General features: G+C 49.2%; 17 protein-coding genes and 1 pseudogene. 12 read left to right on the top strand and 6 right to left on the bottom strand.

What is annotated here, in order from left to right; all coding sequences use genetic code 11:
* Positions 1 to 124 precede the first annotated feature (124 nt).
* The 4 genes from ACSTTG_RS08005 to ACSTTG_RS07990 are packed head-to-tail and all read left to right on the top strand — an operon-like array spanning position 125 to position 4,979.
* Positions 125 to 889, top strand: a complete 765-nt coding sequence (locus ACSTTG_RS08005) for an ATP-binding cassette domain-containing protein (RefSeq protein WP_438474383.1) — start codon at positions 125 to 127, stop codon at positions 887 to 889.
* 18 nt (positions 890 to 907) lie between these two features.
* The gene (locus ACSTTG_RS08000; protein ID WP_438474475.1) at positions 908 to 1,708 is read left to right on the top strand and encodes an ABC transporter ATP-binding protein; all 801 of its coding nucleotides are present in this window, start codon (positions 908 to 910) and stop codon (positions 1,706 to 1,708) included.
* Positions 1,709 to 1,744: 36 nt separating this feature from the next.
* Entirely contained in the window at positions 1,745 to 3,238 is a 1,494-nt protein-coding gene (locus ACSTTG_RS07995; RefSeq protein ID WP_438457768.1) for an ABC transporter substrate-binding protein, read from the top strand.
* Positions 3,239 to 3,242: 4 nt separating this feature from the next.
* A complete protein-coding gene (locus ACSTTG_RS07990; RefSeq protein WP_438457769.1) occupies positions 3,243 to 4,979 on the top strand; it encodes an ABC transporter permease subunit in 1,737 nt (578 codons plus the stop codon).
* Positions 4,980 to 5,126: 147 nt separating this feature from the next.
* Here ACSTTG_RS07990 and ACSTTG_RS07985 read toward each other — a convergent pair whose 3' ends face one another.
* Entirely contained in the window at positions 5,127 to 6,908 is a 1,782-nt protein-coding gene (locus tag ACSTTG_RS07985) for an alkyl sulfatase dimerization domain-containing protein (RefSeq protein ID WP_438474382.1), read from the bottom strand.
* Between the two features lie 197 nt (positions 6,909 to 7,105).
* Between ACSTTG_RS07985 and ACSTTG_RS07980 the strand changes: the two genes are divergently transcribed.
* Together ACSTTG_RS07980 and ACSTTG_RS07975 are read left to right on the top strand one after the other, a co-directional pair.
* On the top strand, positions 7,106 to 8,002 hold the full coding sequence (locus ACSTTG_RS07980) for a LysR family transcriptional regulator (protein ID WP_438474381.1): 897 nt from the start codon (positions 7,106 to 7,108) through the stop codon (positions 8,000 to 8,002).
* Positions 8,003 to 8,047: 45 nt separating this feature from the next.
* Complete coding sequence (locus ACSTTG_RS07975; protein WP_438474380.1) at positions 8,048 to 8,533, top strand: hypothetical protein; 486 nt, start codon at positions 8,048 to 8,050, stop codon at positions 8,531 to 8,533.
* A 48-nt stretch (positions 8,534 to 8,581) separates the two neighbouring features.
* Here the strand turns inward: ACSTTG_RS07975 and ACSTTG_RS07970 are convergent, their stop codons facing one another.
* Positions 8,582 to 10,732, bottom strand: a complete 2,151-nt coding sequence (locus tag ACSTTG_RS07970) for a heavy metal translocating P-type ATPase (protein WP_438474379.1) — start codon at positions 10,730 to 10,732, stop codon at positions 8,582 to 8,584.
* A 443-nt stretch (positions 10,733 to 11,175) separates the two neighbouring features.
* On the opposite strand from ACSTTG_RS07970, the gene ACSTTG_RS07965 reads away from it, so the two are divergent.
* Entirely contained in the window at positions 11,176 to 12,483 is a 1,308-nt protein-coding gene (locus tag ACSTTG_RS07965) for an MATE family efflux transporter (RefSeq protein ID WP_438474378.1), read from the top strand.
* Positions 12,484 to 12,971: 488 nt separating this feature from the next.
* On the opposite strand, the pseudogene ACSTTG_RS07960 reads toward ACSTTG_RS07965, so the two are convergent.
* The 4 genes and pseudogenes from ACSTTG_RS07960 to ACSTTG_RS07945 form a co-directional block, all read right to left on the bottom strand.
* Positions 12,972 to 13,733 (bottom strand): annotated as a pseudogene (locus ACSTTG_RS07960) (amino acid ABC transporter ATP-binding protein); the annotation flags it as partial.
* Complete coding sequence (locus tag ACSTTG_RS07955; RefSeq protein WP_438457775.1) at positions 13,730 to 14,404, bottom strand: amino acid ABC transporter permease; 675 nt, start codon at positions 14,402 to 14,404, stop codon at positions 13,730 to 13,732. The pseudogene ACSTTG_RS07960 and the gene ACSTTG_RS07955, both read right to left, overlap by 4 nt.
* 2 nt (positions 14,405 to 14,406) lie before the next feature.
* Positions 14,407 to 15,066, bottom strand: a complete 660-nt coding sequence (locus ACSTTG_RS07950) for an amino acid ABC transporter permease (RefSeq protein ID WP_438457776.1) — start codon at positions 15,064 to 15,066, stop codon at positions 14,407 to 14,409.
* Positions 15,067 to 15,286: 220 nt separating this feature from the next.
* On the bottom strand, positions 15,287 to 16,153 hold the full coding sequence (locus ACSTTG_RS07945; protein ID WP_438457778.1) for a transporter substrate-binding domain-containing protein: 867 nt from the start codon (positions 16,151 to 16,153) through the stop codon (positions 15,287 to 15,289).
* 292 nt (positions 16,154 to 16,445) lie between these two features.
* Between ACSTTG_RS07945 and ACSTTG_RS07940 the strand changes: the two genes are divergently transcribed.
* The 5 genes from ACSTTG_RS07940 (at position 16,446) to ACSTTG_RS07920 (ending at position 20,691) form a co-directional block, all read left to right on the top strand.
* The gene (locus ACSTTG_RS07940) at positions 16,446 to 17,378 is read left to right on the top strand and encodes a LysR substrate-binding domain-containing protein (protein ID WP_438457779.1); all 933 of its coding nucleotides are present in this window, start codon (positions 16,446 to 16,448) and stop codon (positions 17,376 to 17,378) included.
* Positions 17,379 to 17,503: 125 nt separating this feature from the next.
* Positions 17,504 to 18,706, top strand: coding sequence for a M24 family metallopeptidase (locus ACSTTG_RS07935; protein WP_438457780.1), 1,203 nt, complete (start codon positions 17,504 to 17,506; stop codon positions 18,704 to 18,706).
* On the top strand, positions 18,706 to 19,575 hold the full coding sequence (locus ACSTTG_RS07930; RefSeq protein ID WP_438474377.1) for a DMT family transporter: 870 nt from the start codon (positions 18,706 to 18,708) through the stop codon (positions 19,573 to 19,575). Before ACSTTG_RS07935 ends, ACSTTG_RS07930 begins: the two co-directional genes overlap by 1 nt.
* Before the next feature lie 146 nt (positions 19,576 to 19,721).
* Positions 19,722 to 20,069: a helix-turn-helix domain-containing protein gene (locus ACSTTG_RS07925; RefSeq protein ID WP_438457782.1), complete on the top strand. Its 348-nt coding sequence runs from the start codon at positions 19,722 to 19,724 to the stop codon at positions 20,067 to 20,069.
* Between the two features lie 307 nt (positions 20,070 to 20,376).
* Positions 20,377 to 20,691: a VOC family protein gene (locus ACSTTG_RS07920; protein ID WP_438457783.1), complete on the top strand. Its 315-nt coding sequence runs from the start codon at positions 20,377 to 20,379 to the stop codon at positions 20,689 to 20,691.
* Positions 20,692 to 20,724 lie beyond the last annotated feature (33 nt).

Raw genomic sequence — 20,724 nt, 5'->3', positions numbered from 1 at the left:
TTAACACCGTGTTTTCAAGCTTGAATATTACATGAATGATACAATGTAACGCTTTGGAATCCGCTAGATCTGTGGCACTATCTGTCGCACTATCGTGATGTTATAACATTAAAGTACGGCCAACATGTCACCAGCGCTACTAAAAATTGAACAGCTCAATCTGACCAGTCCAACTCGAACCATCATTCAGTCTCTTGATCTCGAACTGTGTGCTGGGGAGACTCTTGCGGTGATGGGGCCTTCAGGTACAGGTAAATCGATGCTCTCGCGTGCAATCGCGGGTATCTTGCCGGAGCAAATCAGTATGACTGGTGAGATTTTTTTCTCTGGAGAGGAAGTGGGTGGCAAAACATTGTTGCAGCGTGCAAGTGAACATCGCCCGGGCGTGATATTTCAAGACGCATTGCAAGCACTTAATCCTCTGGCTTCGATTGAGGCTCAATTGGCACTTGCTCTGACATCACGACGTACACGCTTAAACGGTGGGGACCGTGCTCAAGTTATCGCCTTGCTTGATCAACTGGGCTTTAGTGATCCTGAGCATATTCTACAATTATACCCAAGCCAGCTCTCTGGTGGTCAGCGTCAGCGCATCTGTATCGCGATTGCGCTTATCAGTAGCACCAATGTTCTGATTGCCGATGAGCCGACCAGCGCACTTGACCCTATCACTGAAAAAGAGATCCTGCATTTATTCCGCTCGAGTGTGAAACAGCGTGGCCTAGCGGGTGTATTGATCACTCACGACCTAAGATCGGCGCTAGAGTGCGACAAACTATTAGTCATTGCCGATGGCAAGATGGTCGCACAGGGCACTCCAGAAGATGTATTGGACAGCAACCTTCACCCATTTTGTCAGCAGCTCAAGCAGCTACGCAAGAGTCATTAAGTGAGCACGGTTATGAACATGGTTATGAAAAAGCACAGTAATGCAATGTCAGCCCAAGTGGTGTTTGAAGATGTCAGTGTCCATTATTACTCTCGTCCAAGCTGGCTGGGTGGCAAACCCTTTAAGGCTCTGAGTGACTTGAATCTGTCGATTGATACCAAAAACATTGCCGTAGTTGGCCCTTCTGGTGCGGGCAAGTCGACCTTGATCGAGTTGCTATTCGGTTTGCGTAAACCGACCCATGGCGAGGTTTACGTGTGTGGTTATCCTCTGTCTACATCGAGCAGCGCCCAGCGTCAAAAACTGTGTAAGCACATTCAATTGGTGCCACAAGAGCCGCAAACCAGCTTAAATCCGTACTACACAGTACGACAGATCCTGACCGAACCCTTGATTAACTTAGGTTTGATGCAAAATGTCGATACCAAGTTAGAGCAAGCCCTTGCAGATGTTGGCTTGCATACGGGTTTGCTCGATTTCTACCCGAATCAGCTCTCCGTAGGGCAAGCGCAGCGTGTGGCTATCGCTCGTGCCCTCGTGGTAGAGCCTTGTGTGCTGGTGGCCGATGAGCCAACCAGTAGCCTCGATCCGATCAGTCGCAAGCAAGTGCTTGATTTGATCACTCACCTTCAGCGCCAACGTAACATGTTGTTGATTTTGGTCACTCATGACCTCGATGCCGCGCAAACTCTGTGTGATGAAATCTTGGTGCTTGATCAAGGCCAAGCCGTAGAGAAACGCGACACTGAGCAAGTGATGCAAAATCCCCAGCATCCAACTAGTCAAGCGCTGTTAGAAGCCCAAAGATTATCAGCCTAATCACATTTCAATTTACCCAAATGGAATAAGAACACCATGAAGTCTACTTCTCTTAAACTAGCAATTTCGCTAGCTCTCGCCCTGCCTCTTACTGGCTGTTTCGGCCCAGAAACCAGTGATGAAGCGAACTCTGCAACCTCAGAAATCCGTCTTGCTATGATGCAGCCACCACGCACAGGACTGTCACCTTTGTCTGATGATGCGTTCAAGCTGTCACGTTGGAGCACCGCTGAGACATTGGTTAATCTGACCCTTGAAGGCGATGCAGAGCCTATGCTAGCAACAAGCTGGCAGCAGGTGAGTGATTTGAAGTGGACCTTTACGATCCGTGAAGGCGTTAAGTTTCATGATGGCGAAGAGCTCAATGCTCACTCAGTGGTCAACAGCCTGAACAAAGCGCTTGAAGCAGCACCTAAACCACGCATTCTTGATGGTATTCACTGGGAAGTGAAAGCTCTTGACGACTACACGGTTGAAATTGAAACGCCATTCAACGATCCGCTGCTTCCAAGTCGTCTTTCAAGCCCACAGCTATCGATTCTGACGGCGACGGCGTACCAAGACAACGGTCGTGTTTCACCAATCAGTGCAGGCACTGGTCCATTTGAGCTGGTTGAAATCAATGGTGCAGTCAGCGCTAAGCTGGTTCGCTTTGATGGCTACTGGGGTGAGAATGCAAAAATTGACACCATCATTGCCGATTACGTGCCAGATGGTTTCGCGCGCGCAGCGGCCCTTCGCACCGGTGAAGCGGATGTGGTTGAGGCGGTGCCAATTTCACAGATCGCTATGATTGATGACGAACTTTTGCATGAGGTAGCAATGCCTCGTACTAACACGCTGTACCTCAACAACAAATCTGAAGTCTTTAGCCAGATTGAGCTAAGAAAAACCGCAGCTGCTGCTGTTGATCGTGAGCAAATTGTTGAAACCGTTTACGAGAACCATGCCGATATCGCTAAAGGTCTATTAGGCCCTGCTCTAGCTTGGGCTGATCCTATCCGCGCTGAGCGTGCACCACTACCAAGCGATCTCAAAGCGAATGGCGAGAAGATTGTTATCGGTACCTTTACTGACCGCGCTGAACTGCCAGAAGTTGCCGCACTGCTTAAGCAGCAACTAGAAGCGGTTGGCTTTGAGGTTGAGCTGGATATTCGCGAATATGCTCAGATTGAAACCGACGCGCTAGCGGGTCGCTTTGATGCGTTTATCCTGTCACGTGCAACTGTTCTTGATTCAGGTGACCCTCTGGCCTATTTCCAAAGTGACTTTGGCTGTGCGGGCTCTTTTAACCTAGGTCAATTCTGCTCAGAGGCTATCGATGAAGCACTGACTCACGCTGACCTGCAGCAACTGGGTGCGCCGCGTCAGCAAGCGATCATTGATGCAGAGAAGATGATTCTGGATCAATACGCTGCGATTCCTTTGCTGCATGAGCGTGTTGTGCAAGGTGAGAGCCTGCGTGTGAAAGATGCGGTGCGCGACCCAGCTGAGCGTCGTTTGATTAACCAAATCACCGAGGTTAAATAAGCTCATGCTGTCTGTTTTACCGGGTCGAGCATTGCTCGGCTCTTCACTGCCTTGGCTATCACGCGCCGTTGCACTACTGATTGTGGTGGTGTTGGTTGGTTTGATGCCTGATATTGCAGGTATTGACCCAAGCCAATCCATTTTGCGTGCGCGTGCCGGTCAGCAGCAACTGCTGACAGCGGAAGCGCTTGAAGCGGTGCGTATCGACCTTCAACTGGATCGCAGCGCCACTGAGCGTCTGTGGGATTGGGCGAGTAGCGCAATGCGCGGTGACCTCGGTCAATCTTGGATAGATGGCTCGGATGTGATGGCAGGTGTAAAGCAGACAGCATCAACCTCTTTTATGCTAACGGGCTCAGCTCTCGTGCTGACCGTACTTCTGTGTGGTGTCAGTGTGGGCTATACCTTGCTGCGATGGCGACGTGGTCGCTTGGGTATGGAGCATAACAGCTTAAGCTCAATCCTAATCGCGTTGCCTGAGTATGTGATTGCCGCCCTGCTGATCCTAGTACTCTCAGTTTGGCTTGGCCTGTTTCCACCTTATGGCTGGAAGGGCATCGAGAATTTGTGGCTGCCGAGTATTGCTCTGGCAGTACCTGCTACGGGGCTGTTCAGTCGCTTACTCAATGACAGCCTAAAGCGCGTATTGAACGAGCCGTGGGTGATCACTTGGCTTAGCGCCAACGTGCACTCAACCAAGATTATGCGTTTTGCCCTGTGGCGCGCGATCAGTAACCTGTTCCCGCAAATCGCCATGACAGTGATTGGCTTAACTGGCGGCGCTGTCGCGGTTGAGCAGATCTTCTCGATCCCAGGGATTGGTCGTATGATCCTTGGCGCGGCCAAGGCGCAGGACTTGCCAATATTGCAGGGCGGATTGTTAGTGCTGCTCGTGTTCTCTATTTTGGTGAGTAGCTTGAGCATCTTGCTGCAAAAACTGGTTCTAGGACACAGTGCCAGCAGCGGCAAGCTGATCAGTAGCCATTCAACGTTTAGCTTTACCCGCTCTAAGGTCAAGCTGTCGTTCAGTATTGGTATTTTTGCTGTGCTGTTTTTCGGCGTGGTATGGGCACTGCAGCGTGACCCTTATCTGAGTCAATTCACCCGTCTTGCGGCCCCGAGCTTTGCAGCGCCACTGGGCGCCGATGCCATCGGGCGCGACCTGCTGGCTCGAGTTGGTCTTGGGATGATCACCACTATTCAAGCCGGTGTATTGGCGACAGCGTTAAGCTTATTGGTTGGGCTTGTGATGGGCTTTTGTACTCGCTTTAGCCAAGGCTTTATTGAAATCACCAAGGGTGTGCCGTACATCGTGGCGGGCTTGCTTGTCGCTGGTATGACTGGTATGCACCCAGACAGCGCTATGATTGCGATTGTCTTGGTCTCTTGGGCGCCGCTCGCCGCGCACTGCTCGAGCCTGCTGGTTGAGGCTAAAGCCCAGCCATACACACACCTGGCGCCTGTATGGGGCACCAAGCCCGCACGCATGCTGCGCTATTACCTGCTGCCCTACGTGTTGCCCCCGCTACTGCGTCACGCCTTGTTGCGCTTGCCCGTGATCACATTGAGCTTAACCTCGCTTAGCTTTATCGGCCTTGGCGCTAAGCCGCCTTCGCCAGAGTGGGGCTTGCTGATTGCCGAAAACCTGCCGTACATAGAGCGTGCACCACAAGGTGTGTTAGTGCCTATCTTCGGTCTGGTTGCTCTGGGTGTTGCGATTAACCTCTTATTCGATGACTAACCGTTATCGGTTTGTAAGAGTAGCGCGATAAGTTTCACTGTTATCGCGCTAAGTAAAACTCCCTGTTTTGGTTGCAAAAGAAAGCCCCTCATCATCCGTGACGAGGGGCTTTTAGCTTCCACTAAGCTGTCTAACCGCTCAGAGCGATTAGTTTAAGTGGTCAAAGTTAGTTGGATACATAGGGATGTGCTGATATTCATCAAACACATTCAATAGTTCAAGCGCTTTGCCAGAGGCAATCTGATTGGCTTTACGCTTGCCAACATAATATTGACCAAATTCTTCAGGTGAAATCTTGATGACCTCACCAGAGTCATTGGCATTGGTTAGGTATTCTGCAATGCCGTTGCGGATCTCTAGGCTGTGCTGCTCATCACCAAAATCAAAGGTTAGGATGCCGCTCACTTGTGTCGCGCGTGTTGGGTTTACATAGGTACGCAGATAGTTAACCGCGGTGCCTGGCTCACGCTCAACCCAAGCCGCGCTCTGACGGCCACTTAGGGTCACATCCGTATCGCCCTCTAGGCTACGCGCACCAGCGATATAGAAGTTACGCACAATGGTGCCTTCACTGCGACGGCCAAGCTCACGCAGGGTATCAGCAAACGCCTGACGCGCAACGGTGTTACCCGGTGCATTGAAGTACAGCGCCGAAGCAAGCTCTTTGGCCCACAGGAACTCACCTTGCGCCATTGCCTCTTGCCATGCAACGTAGGTCGCTTCAACACCGCCCGCTAACTTGATCATGTACTCAGCGTGTTTAGCATTCGGCAGATTGTGCAGTTCATGCGGCTGACCCGAGAAGTAGCCGTGGTTTTGCACTGGGAATGCCTCAGGATATGTCTCATATTGACCATAAACATTGTTCACGTGGGTGTGGGCATTCAGCGCATCAGGGATAGGCATGTGGTGCTTAAGCTGACTTGGAGATACGCCAAGGTTGGTCAGACGAATCGCCTGGTCGTAGACAAAGTTACGCGAGTCGACCATTGCATTGATGGTCTGCTGGATCTGCTCTTTACTCTTAAGTGGGCTAGCGCCCGAGCCAATATCGATCACATACTTAGGCTCTAGGTCACGAATTTGTACTAAGGCGTCTGTCCAGGTGCGAGGGTCGCGATAAGCATCACCGCGTAGGGTATACATATTCATCGATGGCCATACCGCATTGGCGATCACCATTTCATACTCAGGGATGTAGACGTTGATCGTGTCCTTGGTGTCGGTTTCAGCATGGTAAGCAATAAACTCAAGTCCGCCGATTGTGAACGACTCACCGTGTTCGACGAGGTGAGTAGCCGGGATCCACGCGCTCTCATGACCCATTTTTACACTTAGTGGCACTAGGGCAGCATCTGGACCTTCATCTGGGTTTAGGTTGCCGTAATGGATATTGGCACGAGTCGCAAGGTGCGGCTGCATCTCATCGATGTAAGCATTTGCCTGACCATCACCGGAGCGTGCCATGATGATGTCGTTTAGGTCTGGGTGGGCCACGATAACCGCATCGTCACCATCGAGCATGGTTTTGGTGCCGGCTACGTAGTGGTTATGATCGTAGATAATGCCAATGATTGGCTTAGTACTGATGTGCTCTCGAATATAAGCGCGGAAGTTGGCGCCATCGCCCGCGTGTTCACCGGTTGGGGCGACAATCAAGCCATCATCAAGTTCGATAACGACGGGTGCGTAGGCTGGACCGTGAAGAACCCATACATTGTCGGTAACCTGTTCGTGGTTGAGCTCTGCGGTGACACGGTGGATATTGGCGATCTTGGTCAAAGCCGTCACATCACCTACAGCACCATTAGGCAGGGTAATCACGCTCGGTGCATCAAGGTTATCGTTGTAGTGCTGCCAATTTACCGACGCATGGGCTCCAAAAGCCATAGTTGCGGCGACGCTAAGGGCAAGGATGTTCTTCTTCATAGGGTTCTCTTATAGGTTGTTATTGAATCCCGATGCTGTGACAAACGGTTAGCTGCCATGGCATCGATACCTCGACAATATCGCAAAACCGATTGGCTATTTACTGTTCCAATTAACAAGTGATATTAGCTGGATTAATATCACTACAGTGTCTTATTGGGGTATAAAGTAGGCGAGGTAGTCAGGCTGGTATGAATATGCAACAAATAGATTTAAAGCTACTCACGGTATTTTGTGCGGTGGTAGAAAGTGGCAGCATGACAGAGGCAGCGAACCAGCTCGGTGTCAATCAATCGGCGGTCAGTCAGGCAATACAAAGGTTAAAGACTCAGTTAGGGACCGAGCTTTTCATTCGTCAAACTCGCGGAGTCAAGCCTACGGCTGCGGGACGCGCATTGTATAATCAGTTATCGGTCGATTTAGATCGAATTGCTCAGACGCTCACTGGATTGAGTGCGTTTGATGCTGCCCAAAGTCAGCGCACCTTTGACCTTAGCTGCCCTGAAATTTGTCATACGCGTTTGCTGCAGAGTATTCCATTTAATGACAACTCTAGACTTAAAGTTGTCTTGCATAATCAGCCTGAGAGCAGTGATGCACTGGTTAAGCAGCTATTAGATCGAGAAAGGGATCTATTTATCGATGTGGTTGTGCCCGATCACCCGAGTATTTTGGGTGAGCAACTGACCCAAGAAAAACTCTGTGTGATTGCCAGTAAGGATCACCCCAGATTGGGCGGCAATCACATCTCGATGAAGCAGTTTTTGAGTGAGCCCTACATCAAGTTTAATCGCACGCGCGACAACCGTGCGGGGATCCAGTCATTTACTCAAGCTTATATTCATGACTTAAATATCGTTGCCTATAGCCAATCCATTTTTGAGATCATGGTACTAGTTTCTCAGACGGATAAAATTTCGACGCTGTCAGTCTCAATGGCCAAGGACTATCGAGATAAATTAGGACTGGCCATCTATGAGCTTCCTTTTAGTAGTAACCCGGTGAATCTGTATATGCTTTGGCATAAAGCACAAGATAATAATGCGGGCAGTCAATGGCTCAGAGAGCAACTGAAGCAACTTTATCAGGCATGAGCTCTGCCCATACATAATTAATCGTTCCAACTTCATTAAAAACATATGATTTACAGAAAACTATCCCTGTTACCTACATTAGCCCTGATTCTTAGCCTTGGTACCCCTCAGGTGAGTGCGTGTGGCTTTCACTCGTCATTCGAAGAGGATGCCAATATTCCTCGCGGCGCAACTTGGCTAGTGATCAGAAGCTACTCGGCCGTCCAGCAGGGGCGGGTGCCTGCCATTGAAAAGCTAGAAGGTGATGCCGGGTTTCGCCGAGCGAGCTGGTGGTTGAACCTTTTTACGCGTGAGTTCCAAAAACATGGGGTGGAAGAGAGCTATATTTACCTTGCCGATGTTGCGCTATGGGCAAAATATCAACACCAAGCACCAACAAGGCTACAACTGGAACTTGCGCCAGAGCAGCAAGACTACAATGTGGTGGTCCTGACCTCAGAAACGTTAGGTGCACTAGTCAGCGAAGAGATTACCCTCAGTCGCGCCAAAGAGCTTGGTATTATTTCAGTCTCCGAGGGTGCTGTTGGTTAAAATGAAAAGGGCTTCCAACTGGAAGCCCTTACTGATCGTGCTATCGGCCTAGCGCTCTATTTTTTCGCTCAATAGACGCAAGGCATTGAGGGTGACCAAAGCCGTCGCGCCGGTATCTGCCAGTACCGCAGCCCACAGGCCGGTGACGCCAAGTAGAGTCGTGATCAAGAAGAACACCTTACTGCCGATCGCCAGCGCCACGTTTTGACGAATGATCGCCATGGTCTTGCGCGATAGCTTGATTAGACCTGGAATAGACTCCAGGCGATTGTGCGTCAGCGCGCAGTCAGCGGTTTCAAGCGCCACATCCGTACCGTGGCCCATAGCGATGCCGACATCAGCTGCTTTAAGCGCTGGTGCGTCATTGATCCCATCGCCAATCATAGCGATTGAACCTGAAATTTCTTTTAGTGCGTTAAGCTTATCACCTGGCATCAGCTCGGCTTGGTAGTTCATGCCAATTTGGTCGGCAATGTTAGCAGCAGCACGCTGGTTGTCGCCAGTGAGCATTACACTGTTAACGCCGATTTGTTTGAGTGCTTTGACTGCTTCAATAGCATCATCACGCAGCGTATCTTGCAGTGCGATAAGGGCTTTTGGCGCTTCGTCGATGGTGACCACCACCACGGTTTGTCCTTGTGCCTCGAGAGCGTGGATCTTTTGCTCAAGCTCGACAGACAGGTTATCAATATGACGCGGCGCCAGTACTTGTACCGATTGGCCGTTAATGACACCCGACGCACCGACACCCGAGATACTCATTGCATTGTCAACGCTCGGCATAGTGAGGTGACGACGCTTGGCCTCTGCAACAATTGCAGTCGCGAGTGGGTGAGTTGATTTTTGCTCGATAGCTGCGGCGAGTGCCAGGGTATCGTCATCACCCTCAACAGAGGTGACTTGTGGCTGACCCTGAGTCAGGGTGCCGGTTTTGTCAAAGGCGACGGTGTCTACACGACCTAACTGCTCGAGTGCCAAGCCACCTTTCAACAAGGCGCCGCGTCGCGTTGCGTTGGCAAGCGCTGAGGTGATCGCCGCAGGCGTAGAGATAACCAGAGCACAAGGACAGGCAATCAATAACAATGCAAGTGCCTTGTACACCCACTCTTGCCAAGATGCATCAAGAAGCAGTGGCGGCGCAACCGCAACCACAAGGGCGATCACCATCATCAGTGGCGTATACCAGCGACTGAATTTGTCAATAAAACGCTCTACAGGTGCCTTTTTCTCTTCGGCTTCTTCGATCAGCGCGATAATACGATCAACCGCGCTATCTCCTTGCTCAGAAGTAACTTTCAAACGCACGGCTTTATCAACCACCATACTGCCTGCCATCACAGATGCGTGTGATTTCAGCTCAACAGGCAGCGGCTCACCGGTGAGGGCACTTTGGTCAAAGTGACCGTGGCAGCTAAGGAGCTCGCCATCGACCGACAGGCGCTCACCCGGAAGTACCTCAATTTTATCGCCTACAAGGATTGATTCGACGCCAACGACTTCAACTTCACCATCAGCTTTAATATGTCGAACTTTATCTGGTGTGAGTGCCATCAATTTCTGCACGCCGCTGCGAGCTTTGTTAGCAGCAAAACCTTCGAGCTGCTCACCAACCATAAACAGCAAGAGCACCATTGCTGCTTCAACGGTTTCGCCTAGGAAGAGCGCACCAATCACGGCGATAGACATCAGAGTTTCAATTGAGAACGGGGTGCCACTGCGCATCAGAGCAACGGCTTTTTTTCCGACAGGGATCAGCGCCAGAATAGTCACAACGTACATCAATGGCTGTTTAATCGCTGGGACAACCTGACCAAACAGCATAGCGATAGCAAACAAAGCGGCAACAATCAGGATTTGTGCGCGAGAGTTACTCAGTAATGAGCTTGGCTTCGGTGTTTGCGGCGCCGAGGTCGTTTCATCAGCGATATCAAAACCTGCTGCAGTAATCGCGTTGGTCACATCGGTTGGGTTGAGTGTCGATGAGGCTGAGATGATCAAGCGCTCGGTCGCAAAGGCGACTCGCGCAGCAATCACACCGTCGACCTGTGCGACCGCTTTCTCGACTTTAGCGGCACAACTTGGACAGTCCATACCGACTAATTGCCAGCTTAGACGTTTACCCACAGCCTCTAATGATTGCTCTTTTTCTTTGTGTGAGGAGCAGCATTTAGAATGGCTACAACCGTGTGAATTGCTCATTAATTTACCTTGTGACCATTGCGGCCTGTATTACTTAAAATAGTGAGGCAACATATATAAGGAATGTTGCATTGTCATGTCAATACGCGATAAGAATATCTAATATTTGTGTGACTGATAACGCAAGGTTGTGCGTTTTTTTTCGGGCTTATTAATTGTGACGACACAATGACATCGAGCTATCTTATCGACAAACAACCGAGCAAAATTGATAAGGATCATAAGGCTGCTGTTTTTTGCGTAAACGGGGAGTCAATAGTGCTGGTAATAATAACTATTATCATGCACACTCTGCACTGCCCGTGCTTGGGCACAAACCAGCAATTAGCCAAACAACCTTGTAATCATCCTAGTTCGATAGATGGCAATAGATATCACAGTCTCTTCCTGTAGGTGATGGTCAATTCTGAATTCTTACTCAAACTTTCAAGCATTAGCTCATTATGACCCTGACTCATAAAGATTACTTAAAAATCGCTTTTCCTTTTATTGTCTCGACGGTGACTCAACCGTTACTTGGCGCGGTCGATACCGCGGTGATTGGTAAGCTTGGTGTTGCTGAGCTGATTGGCGGTGTCGCCATCGGTACCGTTATCATGAACACCATGTACTGGCTGTTTGGTTTCTTCCGCGTGAGCACCACAGGTCAAAGTGCGATGGCACTGGGTAAGAACGACCACCAAGCACTTGCGGCAAGTTTGGTGCGCCCTTTCGGTCTCGCCTTATTGGTCGGTTTGATTTTCATTGTGCTTCAATCTCTCATCTGGCAGGGGGCAAATTGGGTCATTGAGCCAGAGACAGGGGTGGCGTTAAGCGCTAAGAGCTACTTCGATATCTTGATCTATGGCGCGCCATTTGTGTTGCTCAATTACACCCTAATCGGCTGGTTGATGGGGCAAGCCAAAGCCAAAGCGACCCTGTTTACTCAGGTGTTTGGTAACGTGCTCAACATTGTACTCGATGTGGTGTTTGTCCTGTTTCTTGATATGGGGATTGAGGGCGTCGCTTATGCAACCTTAATCTCACAAATCACCACCTTTGTGATTGGCATGGTCTTGGTCTTACGTACCTGTCAGTTCCCGCTGTTTGAGTATGCGCGTAAGGTCAGCATGACCCGCAAAGATCTCGGCGTGATCATGTCATCAAACATGGATCTATTGCTGCGTACGGTGTGTATTTTGGCGTTCTTCAACATGATGGCGCGTGTGGGCTCTCAGCTTGGTGCAGACGTCCTAGCAACCAACGCTATCCTGATGCAGGTGACCTTTATTGTTAGCTACATGTTTGATGGTGTGGCGAATGCGTCGAGCGTGTTTGCTGGCAAAGCGGTGGGGCAAAAGAACCCTGAACTGCTTGAGCGCGTAGTGAAGCTTAACGTGCAGTGGACAACCGGTTTTGTCATCGCCTTAACCCTGCTGACGCTGATATTCCGAGACTCTATTGTACTGGTATTCACACAACTACCTGAGCTTATCGAGATTTATCTGTCACTTTCGCCTTGGCTGCTAATTTTCCCGTTAGTGTCCGGCTATGGCCTAACCTTTTATGGCATCTTTACCGGCACGGGCACCACACGTCCGGTAAGAAACTCAACCTGTATCACTCTGGCTGTGTTTCTTTTAACCCAGCTGATTACAGTTGAACTATGGGGCAATCAGGGGCTTTGGTTTGCGTTTACCGTATTTTATGTAGGTCGATTCGTGTTCTTGTACCCTTACTTGGGTCAGGTACGAGAAAAGTGCCACGCTTAATATAAGGCGCGAGGATCGGGTATCGGGCTGGCGCCCTTCGAGTGGCGAGGGGTGAGCGCGATTAATACATCGCCCACGAGACTCCTCGATACTCGGAACGAAGTGAAACTCGCGCCTCGCTACTGGGATTTAGGTGGCAGGATCGGGTATCGGGCTGGCGCCCTTCGAGTGGCGAGGGGTGAGCGAGATTAATACGTCGCCCAAGAGACTCCTCGATACTCGGAACGAAGTGAAACTCGCTCCCCGAAACTTGAAGTTAGGTGCGAGGATCGGGTATCGGGCTGGCGCCCTTCGAGTGGCGAGGGGTGAGCGCGATTAATACATCGCCCACGAGACTCCTCGATACTCGGAACGAAGTGAAACTCGCTCCCCGCTACTGGGATTTAGGTGTGAGCAAAACGATTAACACCCACTGAACTGCTCGCTTCTCGCAGCGTAGCGTCCTCGTCCCTCGAATCTAGTTTTAGTGGGGCAGTGCGCTCGTTCCAAGTACTGAGGAAGGCTTTTAGCTTGGCTGATTGGGGATTGGAAAAGATAGCTTCTGGTGGGCCTTGCTCCTCGATTTTTCCCTCGGCCAAAAACACCACTTGGTCAGAGACCTGAGCCGCAAAACTCATCTCATGGGTCACTATTACCATGGTCATGCCTTCCTTCGCCAGCTGCTGCATGACTTTTAGCACCTCGCCGACAAGCTCTGGGTCAAGTGCCGAAGTAGGTTCGTCAAACAGCATAATCTTGGGGTCTGTTGCCAACGAGCGCGCAATGGCGACTCGTTGTTGTTGACCGCCAGAAAGCTGGTTAGGGTAGGCATCTTGTTTGTGCGCCATCCCAACCTTGGTCAACATATCCAGCGCGATTTGTTCAGCTTGTGCCTTGGGCATCTGCTTAACCAAGGTGAGAGGCAGCATTACATTATCCATCACGCTTAAGTGGGGCCAGAGATTGAACTGTTGGAACACCATGCACACGTCACTCAAGTTTTGTTGCACGACTTTAGTGGGCGCGAGGATCAGGTTACCTTGCGTATCGGTGCCGTAACCGATCAGCTTACCATTCACCAAAACCTCGCCTTGATCGTAGTGCTCAAGAAAGTTCATACAACGCAGCATGGTGCTCTTACCTGAGCCCGAGCCGCCGATGATACACACCACCTCCCCCCGATTAATTTTAAGGTCGATGCCTTTAAGTACTTGGTTGTCACCAAAGCTTTTTTTCATGTCGACCAGCTCGACGATTGGGTTGGTTTTCATGCCGCATTCCTTACGTTAGGGTTGAGATAGTGAGTCGCACGCTGCTCTGCTTTTTGTCCTGCAGCAGAGACCGCCGTGGTGAGAAGCCAGTAGGCGAGAGCCAAAACCAAATAAGGTTCGACAACGCTAAAGGTTTCGGTTGCCATGCGTATTGCAGCGGTACTGATCTCAGGGACAGTGATGATCGATAAGATCGCCGACTCTTTGATCAAGATGATCGATTGGTTGGTGATCGGTGGAATGATCAGGCCAAGCATCTGTGGCAGTTGTACCTTGCGCAGTGTTTGCAATGGTGAGAAACCGAGATCGTAAGCCGCTTCCATTTGACCCTTGGCGAGACTGGCGAAACCCGCACGGTAGATCTCAGCAAAGTAAGCCGAAACGTAGAATCCCATCCCCCATATGCCGACTTCTATCGCGCCCAGGGTTAAGCCAAGCAAAGGGCCGCCATAAAAGAGCAAATAGACTTGAACCAGTAATGGTGTGCCGCGAAATACAGTGACATACAATCGATAAAATAGTCGCAAAGGACGGGATTTCGATTGAGATAATGGATACAAAACCAGCCCAAGGCTTAAACCAATCGCGAGGGCTCCCAAGCAAGTGAGCACCGTGATCTTCAGACCTGCCAACAGCAGGGGGGCGTACTCTAAGATAAGTGACAAATCCATAATCATGACCTCGATAAATTGGCGAGCTTAGTTTCTGCCCGGCGGCCAAGGTAGGCGACGGTTTGGGTCAGAGTGAGGTAGAGCACTCCGGCGGCAAAGAAAAACTCCAGTGGACGATAGGTCGTCGATGAATAGGTTTGAGCAATGCGCATCAAATCAACCACAGCAATGGTGGAAATTAATGCCGAGTTCTTGATGATATCAATGGTTTCATTAACCAGTGCGGGCAAGGTTTTACGCACCACTTGGGGCAACTGAATATACCAATAGCTCTGCCATGGGCTAAACCCATAAGTCCAACAGGCTTCAAGCTGGCCATTAGGTAAGGTTCGAAAGCCCCCGCGCAAAATTTCAGCCTGAAACGCGCCGGTATTCATACTAAGAGCGATGATTGCAGCGGCCGCTGGTGGGATGAAGATCCCGGCCAAGGGTAGGAAATAAAAAATGATTGCCAGTTGCACCAGTAGCGGGGTGCCGCGAAAGAAACTGATATAGATACGAGCTACACTGCGCAGCATTAGCCAACGACTGGTCTTGATTTGACACAGAACCAGCGCGACGAAAAAGCCAATTAGAATTGAGACAATCGAAATCCAAAAGGTGGTAAAGAGACCTGATAGTAGCGGCTTGTAGTAGGGAAAAACCACACTTAACTCAAACATAGTTTGGCTCCTGTTGATAGTGCGCCACATAACTCATGACTAAGTGCAAACCATGGGCTGTAAGGGTATTTTTGCGGTCAGCAATCGGACTCTTTCTGAACCCGCTGTAACCAGTAAAGGGCAGATTAAGCTGACCTTGTTGATAGTCATGTGGCATGGCATTGTCTCTGAGTTAGATAAAAAATAATGAGGGACAGGCCCTCATTGCATTGGACAAAGATTAGCTCGCAGGCTCGGGCACATAGCCGGTAGGGAAGTCCATGGTAAAGCCAAACCATTTCATCTGTAGTTCAGCCAACTTGCCGTTTTTATGCAGCTTCTCGATACCGTCGCTAAAGAACTGCACCAAAGATTCAGATTCTGCATCAGGGCGTCCTGCCCATGCGTAATAGGTATCGGGGCCAAAAGCGGGAAGCACGACCTCAAACAGCTCGGGTCTGGCTTGAACTATCGGCGCAAGGTTTGGAAGCGCTTGTGGGACTATGTCGACGCGACGTGCAGCCAGTGCGGCATAGGCTTCATTGTAGTCGGTGAACTCTTGGATTTTTTTCACGCCCTTACCGCGCTCAGGCACTAGCACAGTTTGCTCGTAGTCTTTAACAATCTTGACCTGTGGCGCACCGGCTTGGGCGCCCACCACCATACCTGACATATCAAGAGGCGATTGAACACGCTTATCACCTTTTCGTTTTAAGATAGCAACCGATGCGGTGGAGATTGGGTAGGTAAAACTGTAGTTCGCCGCTCGAGCCTCAGTGATCGTTAGTGAAGTCACGACAAAATCGTATCGCTTGGCGCTTAGGCCGGCCAAAATCCCCTGTAGAGGGAGATCAAGCTGTTTGAGTTTGACGCCTGGAAGATCGAGCATAATCTCATCAAGAATATCCTTGGCGTAACCAACAATCTTTCCATCTTCAAGCATCTCGAACGGGGTATAGCGCGCTTCGGTCGCCACGACCAATTCACCGCGCTGCTTGATCTCTTCAAGTAGGTCAGCGTGTACAAGGGTAATATTAGAACTCATCACTCCAGCGAACAAAAGAGACTTAGTTAGTATTGGCTTTAATCTATTAGCAAGATTTTTCATTGTTGAATTCCTTGTCTTTAATAAGTTGTTTGTAGTTTGAAATAAATAAGTCTCTAGATACAAACCTTATTTTCTAATCAATGGATAAGCTAAATTAATGCACTATTTCGATCCGTATTAGTTCTGCTTTTGCACCATTTTGGGACGTGAGAGATACTGAGTTTATTTAATTTGAGTGATTTTGGTGGGAAAATTGTTGGTATCTAAATTGCTGTGAGAGGAAAGGATGTGAGTAAATGACTGCTTAAGAGAAGTTATTATTGTAATACAGAGGATAGGAGTTAGGCTTAAGATGAAGTTACCCCCTTTAGAAGCAGTGCGCTATTTTGAAGCTGCCGCTAGGCATTTGAGTTTTACCTTGGCTGCAGAGGAGCTGTTCGTTTCGCAAAGTGCGGTAAGCCAAAAAGTGATTCAGCTAGAAGAGCGTTTGGGCTATAAATTATTCTACCGAAAACCAAGGCAGCTACTACTGACGGAAAGGGGCAGCCAACTTCTACCGCTTGTCAGTAGTGCACTTAATCAGATCCATGATGCCTTTCATAATACCAGCCAAGCAGATCAAGAAGCAGTGCTGCGCCTGTGTTGCCAGCCTTCGTTTGCCAGTTGTTGGCTGTTGCCTCTCCTGAGTGATTTTTATCAGCGCTTCCCGGATACTGTAGTCAATTTGGTCGCAAGTTTAAATCAGCCAGATAGCAACCATAACTGCTTTGATATCAGCCTCAGTCATGGCTTCGGTGATCAGCCGCAGATGTTGCAAAAAGAGCTGTTTAGAGATTATATCTATCCGGTCGCAACGCCTGAGTTGGTTGAGCGTTATCAATTAGATGACCTGAGTAACCTTGCCCATGTTCCTCTCCTGCATGACTCTCAACCACAAGCTAAGCTTTCGACATCTTGGCAGCGATGGCTGATGGAGCATCAACTGCAACATATTGATACCTCAAAAGGCTATAGCTTTAACCGCGCGGATTTAGTTGTTAACGCAGCGCTTGCCGGACAAGGTGTCGCGCTAGGCAGGCATGTTTTAGTTGCCCAGCAGGTGGCCAAGGGTAATCTGGTACCCCTAACGCGTAAAGTTACCCCGGATCAGAGTGTTTATCTAGTTTGCCAAAAGGGCTTGCTTGAGCATAAACAAGTGGCCGAGTTTATTGATTGGATTGAACGAGTTTCAAGAAATTTTGAGCACGAGTGTGATATTAATAAATTAATGGCAAAGGCAATATAAATTAGAAATGGTTATCAGTGCATTAGTAAACACTGTTTGTTGTTATAAATAAAATGTCTCAATCTAATCTCTAACGAATAACCGGTCTCTATAAAATAAAGAGCCGAGAGTCAACGGAGTTAGAGATGAAAGATATTCTTGAAATAAAAAATGGTGAGCAGGTAAAAGGCACATTCTCTCCACAAGAGATGCAGTCGAGATTGTCGAAGTTAAGAAAAATGATGGCGGAAAAAGAGATTGATGCCATCTTGTTCACGTCATATCACAATATTAATTACTATAGCGACTATCTTTACTATGCATTTGGCCGCCCGTTCGGTTTATATGTGACTCAAGAGCGCTCGGTCACTATCACTGCCAATATTGATGGGGGCCTAGGTCATCGACGCAGCTTTGGTGACAACATTGTTTACACCGACTGGAAACAGGACAACTACTTCCGTGCGATCAAATCCTTGAGCCGTGCCGAACGTTGTGTCGGGATAGAGGGCGATCATCTGCCATTAGTGATGCGCGATAAGCTTGCTGCAACGATTCCAAGCGCGACGTTTGTCGATGTTTGCGCTGATGTGATGAAGATGCGGATGGTCAAGAGTGCTGAGGAGATTGAAATTATCCGCAACGGCGCCCGTATTGCTGACATTGGTGGTGAAGCCTGTAAACAAGCGATCGCCGAGGGCGTGCCTGAGCATGAAATTGCGATCGCCTCGACTGATGCCATGATCCGTGAGATCGCCAAGACCTACCCACATACTGAGATCCGCGATACCTGGACCTGGTTCCAATCGGGGATCAACACCGATGGCGCCCACAATGCGGTAACGACGCGACAGTTACAAAAGGGCGATATTCTTAGCCTCAACTGTTTCCCAATGATAGCGGGTTACTACACCGCACTGGAGCGAACGCTGTTCCTTGACCATTGTAGTAATGAACACTTAAAAATTTGGCAAATTAACTGTGAAGTGCACCGAAGAGGTCTTGAGCTGATCAAGCCGGGTGCCAGATGCTGTGATATCGCGGCGGAGTTGAACGAAATCTACCGAGGCTACGGCGTACTCGACTATCGTACCTTTGGCTATGGACACTCATTTGGTGTGCTCAGCCACTATTATGGCCGTGAGGCAGGCTTAGAGCTAAGAGAAGATATTGAAACTGTGCTGCAACCGGGTATGGTGGTTTCCATGGAGCCAATGCTGATGCTACCGGAAGGCATGGCTGGCGCAGGTGGATATCGTGAGCACGATATTCTGATCGTACAAGAGCAGGGCAGCGAGAACATCACTGGATTTAAGTTTGGCCCTGAACACAACATAGTGAAAGCTTAATGAAAAGTGCATTACCGATATTGTCAGCACTGGCCACCATTATTATGTGGTCATCGCTGGCAAGCCTTACTTTAGCGTTAAATCATGTACCAGCGCTATTTACTGTTGGTGCCGTTTTGCTGATAGCAGCGCTTCCTGGGTTACGTTATTGGCGTACTTGGCGTATGCCGCTGTCAGTGTGGGTCAGCGCAATCGTAGGGATGTTTGGTTATCACTTCCTCTTGTTCGACGCCTTTAGTCGAGCGCCGGCCGTTGAGGTCAACATGATCCAATACTTATGGCCGCTGTTTATTGTTCTTGGCTCGCCGTTATTTGGCGGTGAGAGGTTAAATGCAGGGCATGTTATCGGTGGTGTGATGGCGTTTGTTGGTGTGGTCATCGTGATGACCGGCAATGGTGTCGATTACAGCGGTGATTACTGGTTTGGCTATAGCGAGGCATTTTGTGCTGCGCTACTTTGGGCGTTTTATACCCTGTCTAACCGACGCCACACTGCGATGCCGAGCTCAGCCGTTGCAGGTATTTGTGGTGTGTCCGGCATCGTATCGCTGGTGGTTTTTTCGCTGTCTTCCCAAGTGCTGCCAGACCTGGCTATTCGTGATGCGATTTATGTGTTGATGCTTGGCTTGGGTCCAATGGGGCTGAGTTTTTATACTTGGGATTACGCTATGCGCCATGGTGACCCAAGATTCGTTGGTGCACTAGCTTACCTGACTCCGTTGCTCTCGATGGTGTTATTAGCCGTAGTTCACAGCAGCGTTGAGTTGACCTCGCTTCACTTGGTCTCGCTGGTGTTGATCATCTTAGGCTCCGGTTTAGGCAAGATATGGGCACGCACAGTCATTAGGCGATGTGAAGTGGGTTCGTAGCCTCACCTTTAGTTCGCAAACATCATATGAGCTCCACAACTTTTCCAAGAGTGTGGAGCTTTTTGTTTTAGATGAATTGCTATCACAGATAATTAATCGGCAGAACGGTATATTTTAAACTCAGTTGATTAGAGTGAGCGGTTGCTATGTATAAACAACTTAGTGAAGAGCAGAGGTTACAAATCTGGGCGATGCGCAAAGAGGGCAAGTGTCAGTCGGAGATTGCCAAGTTATTAAAGGTACACCGCTCAACCATCAGCCGCGAGATCAGTCGCAACTCAGGCCCTTATGGCTATGAGCCGCAGATGGCGCAACAACTGGCGCAATATCGTAAACAGTTCCATCGTCAGATCGTCGAGCGTCATTATGATGAACTGATTAGTGAGATTAAGGAGATGGGCTGGAGTGACGCTCAGTGCAAAAAATTCTTAACTCAGTTCTACCCAGAATTAGACATTGAGCAAATCGATCGCTTACTCCTTGAGCAAGTTTAATTCCTGTGAAATCTATCACGTGTTGCACTTGCACTGTGTTTATCGTCAGCGATGTTCAAGCCATTGTTGCACTTGCCAAGCCACACTTCTTTAACCCCGCAAAATTTCAGTTTTGCTTGTTGCAGTTGCTTGGAATAGTAGGCTGAAAACGTCTGTTGCACTTGCCCCATCCCTCGATGAAGTGAAATTAAATATTCACTAAATTCAGTGGCTTAAGTCTTGTTTTCTAAAGCGATATTGGTCACATACAGCTTGAGTTTAACTCGCTATTCTTTGGTTCGAACGTTGGACAGCAAAGGTGGGTATGATGAAAAAATTTAATCATGTCGGGATCCCGACCAGCAACAAGCACGCGAATGAAACCCTTAATGCCGAAATTGGTGTGTATACCACGGATTTTTCTCAAAGTGAGCACAAAATTGAGTGGTTACGCTTTGTTGACGGTAGCCCAATGCCAGACGAGTTAAAAAACACCGCACACATTGCCTATGAAGTTGATGATCTTGATCGTGCAATGCAAGGCAAGAAGGTGTTGATTGAGCCATTTTATGCCAATGAATCGCTCAAAATTGCCTTTGTGATGGAAGACGAAGCTCCAGTTGAGCTGATGCAATATGTGTAACGCAATTTGTGCAACGCAGAACGTGTAACGATA

Source organism: Vibrio glycogenivorans, assembly GCF_051660965.1.
Classification (GTDB): Bacteria; Pseudomonadota; Gammaproteobacteria; order Enterobacterales; family Vibrionaceae; genus Vibrio.
The sequence above is the reverse complement of the archived record's forward strand: the minus strand, read 5'-3'. Positions and strand labels throughout refer to the sequence as shown.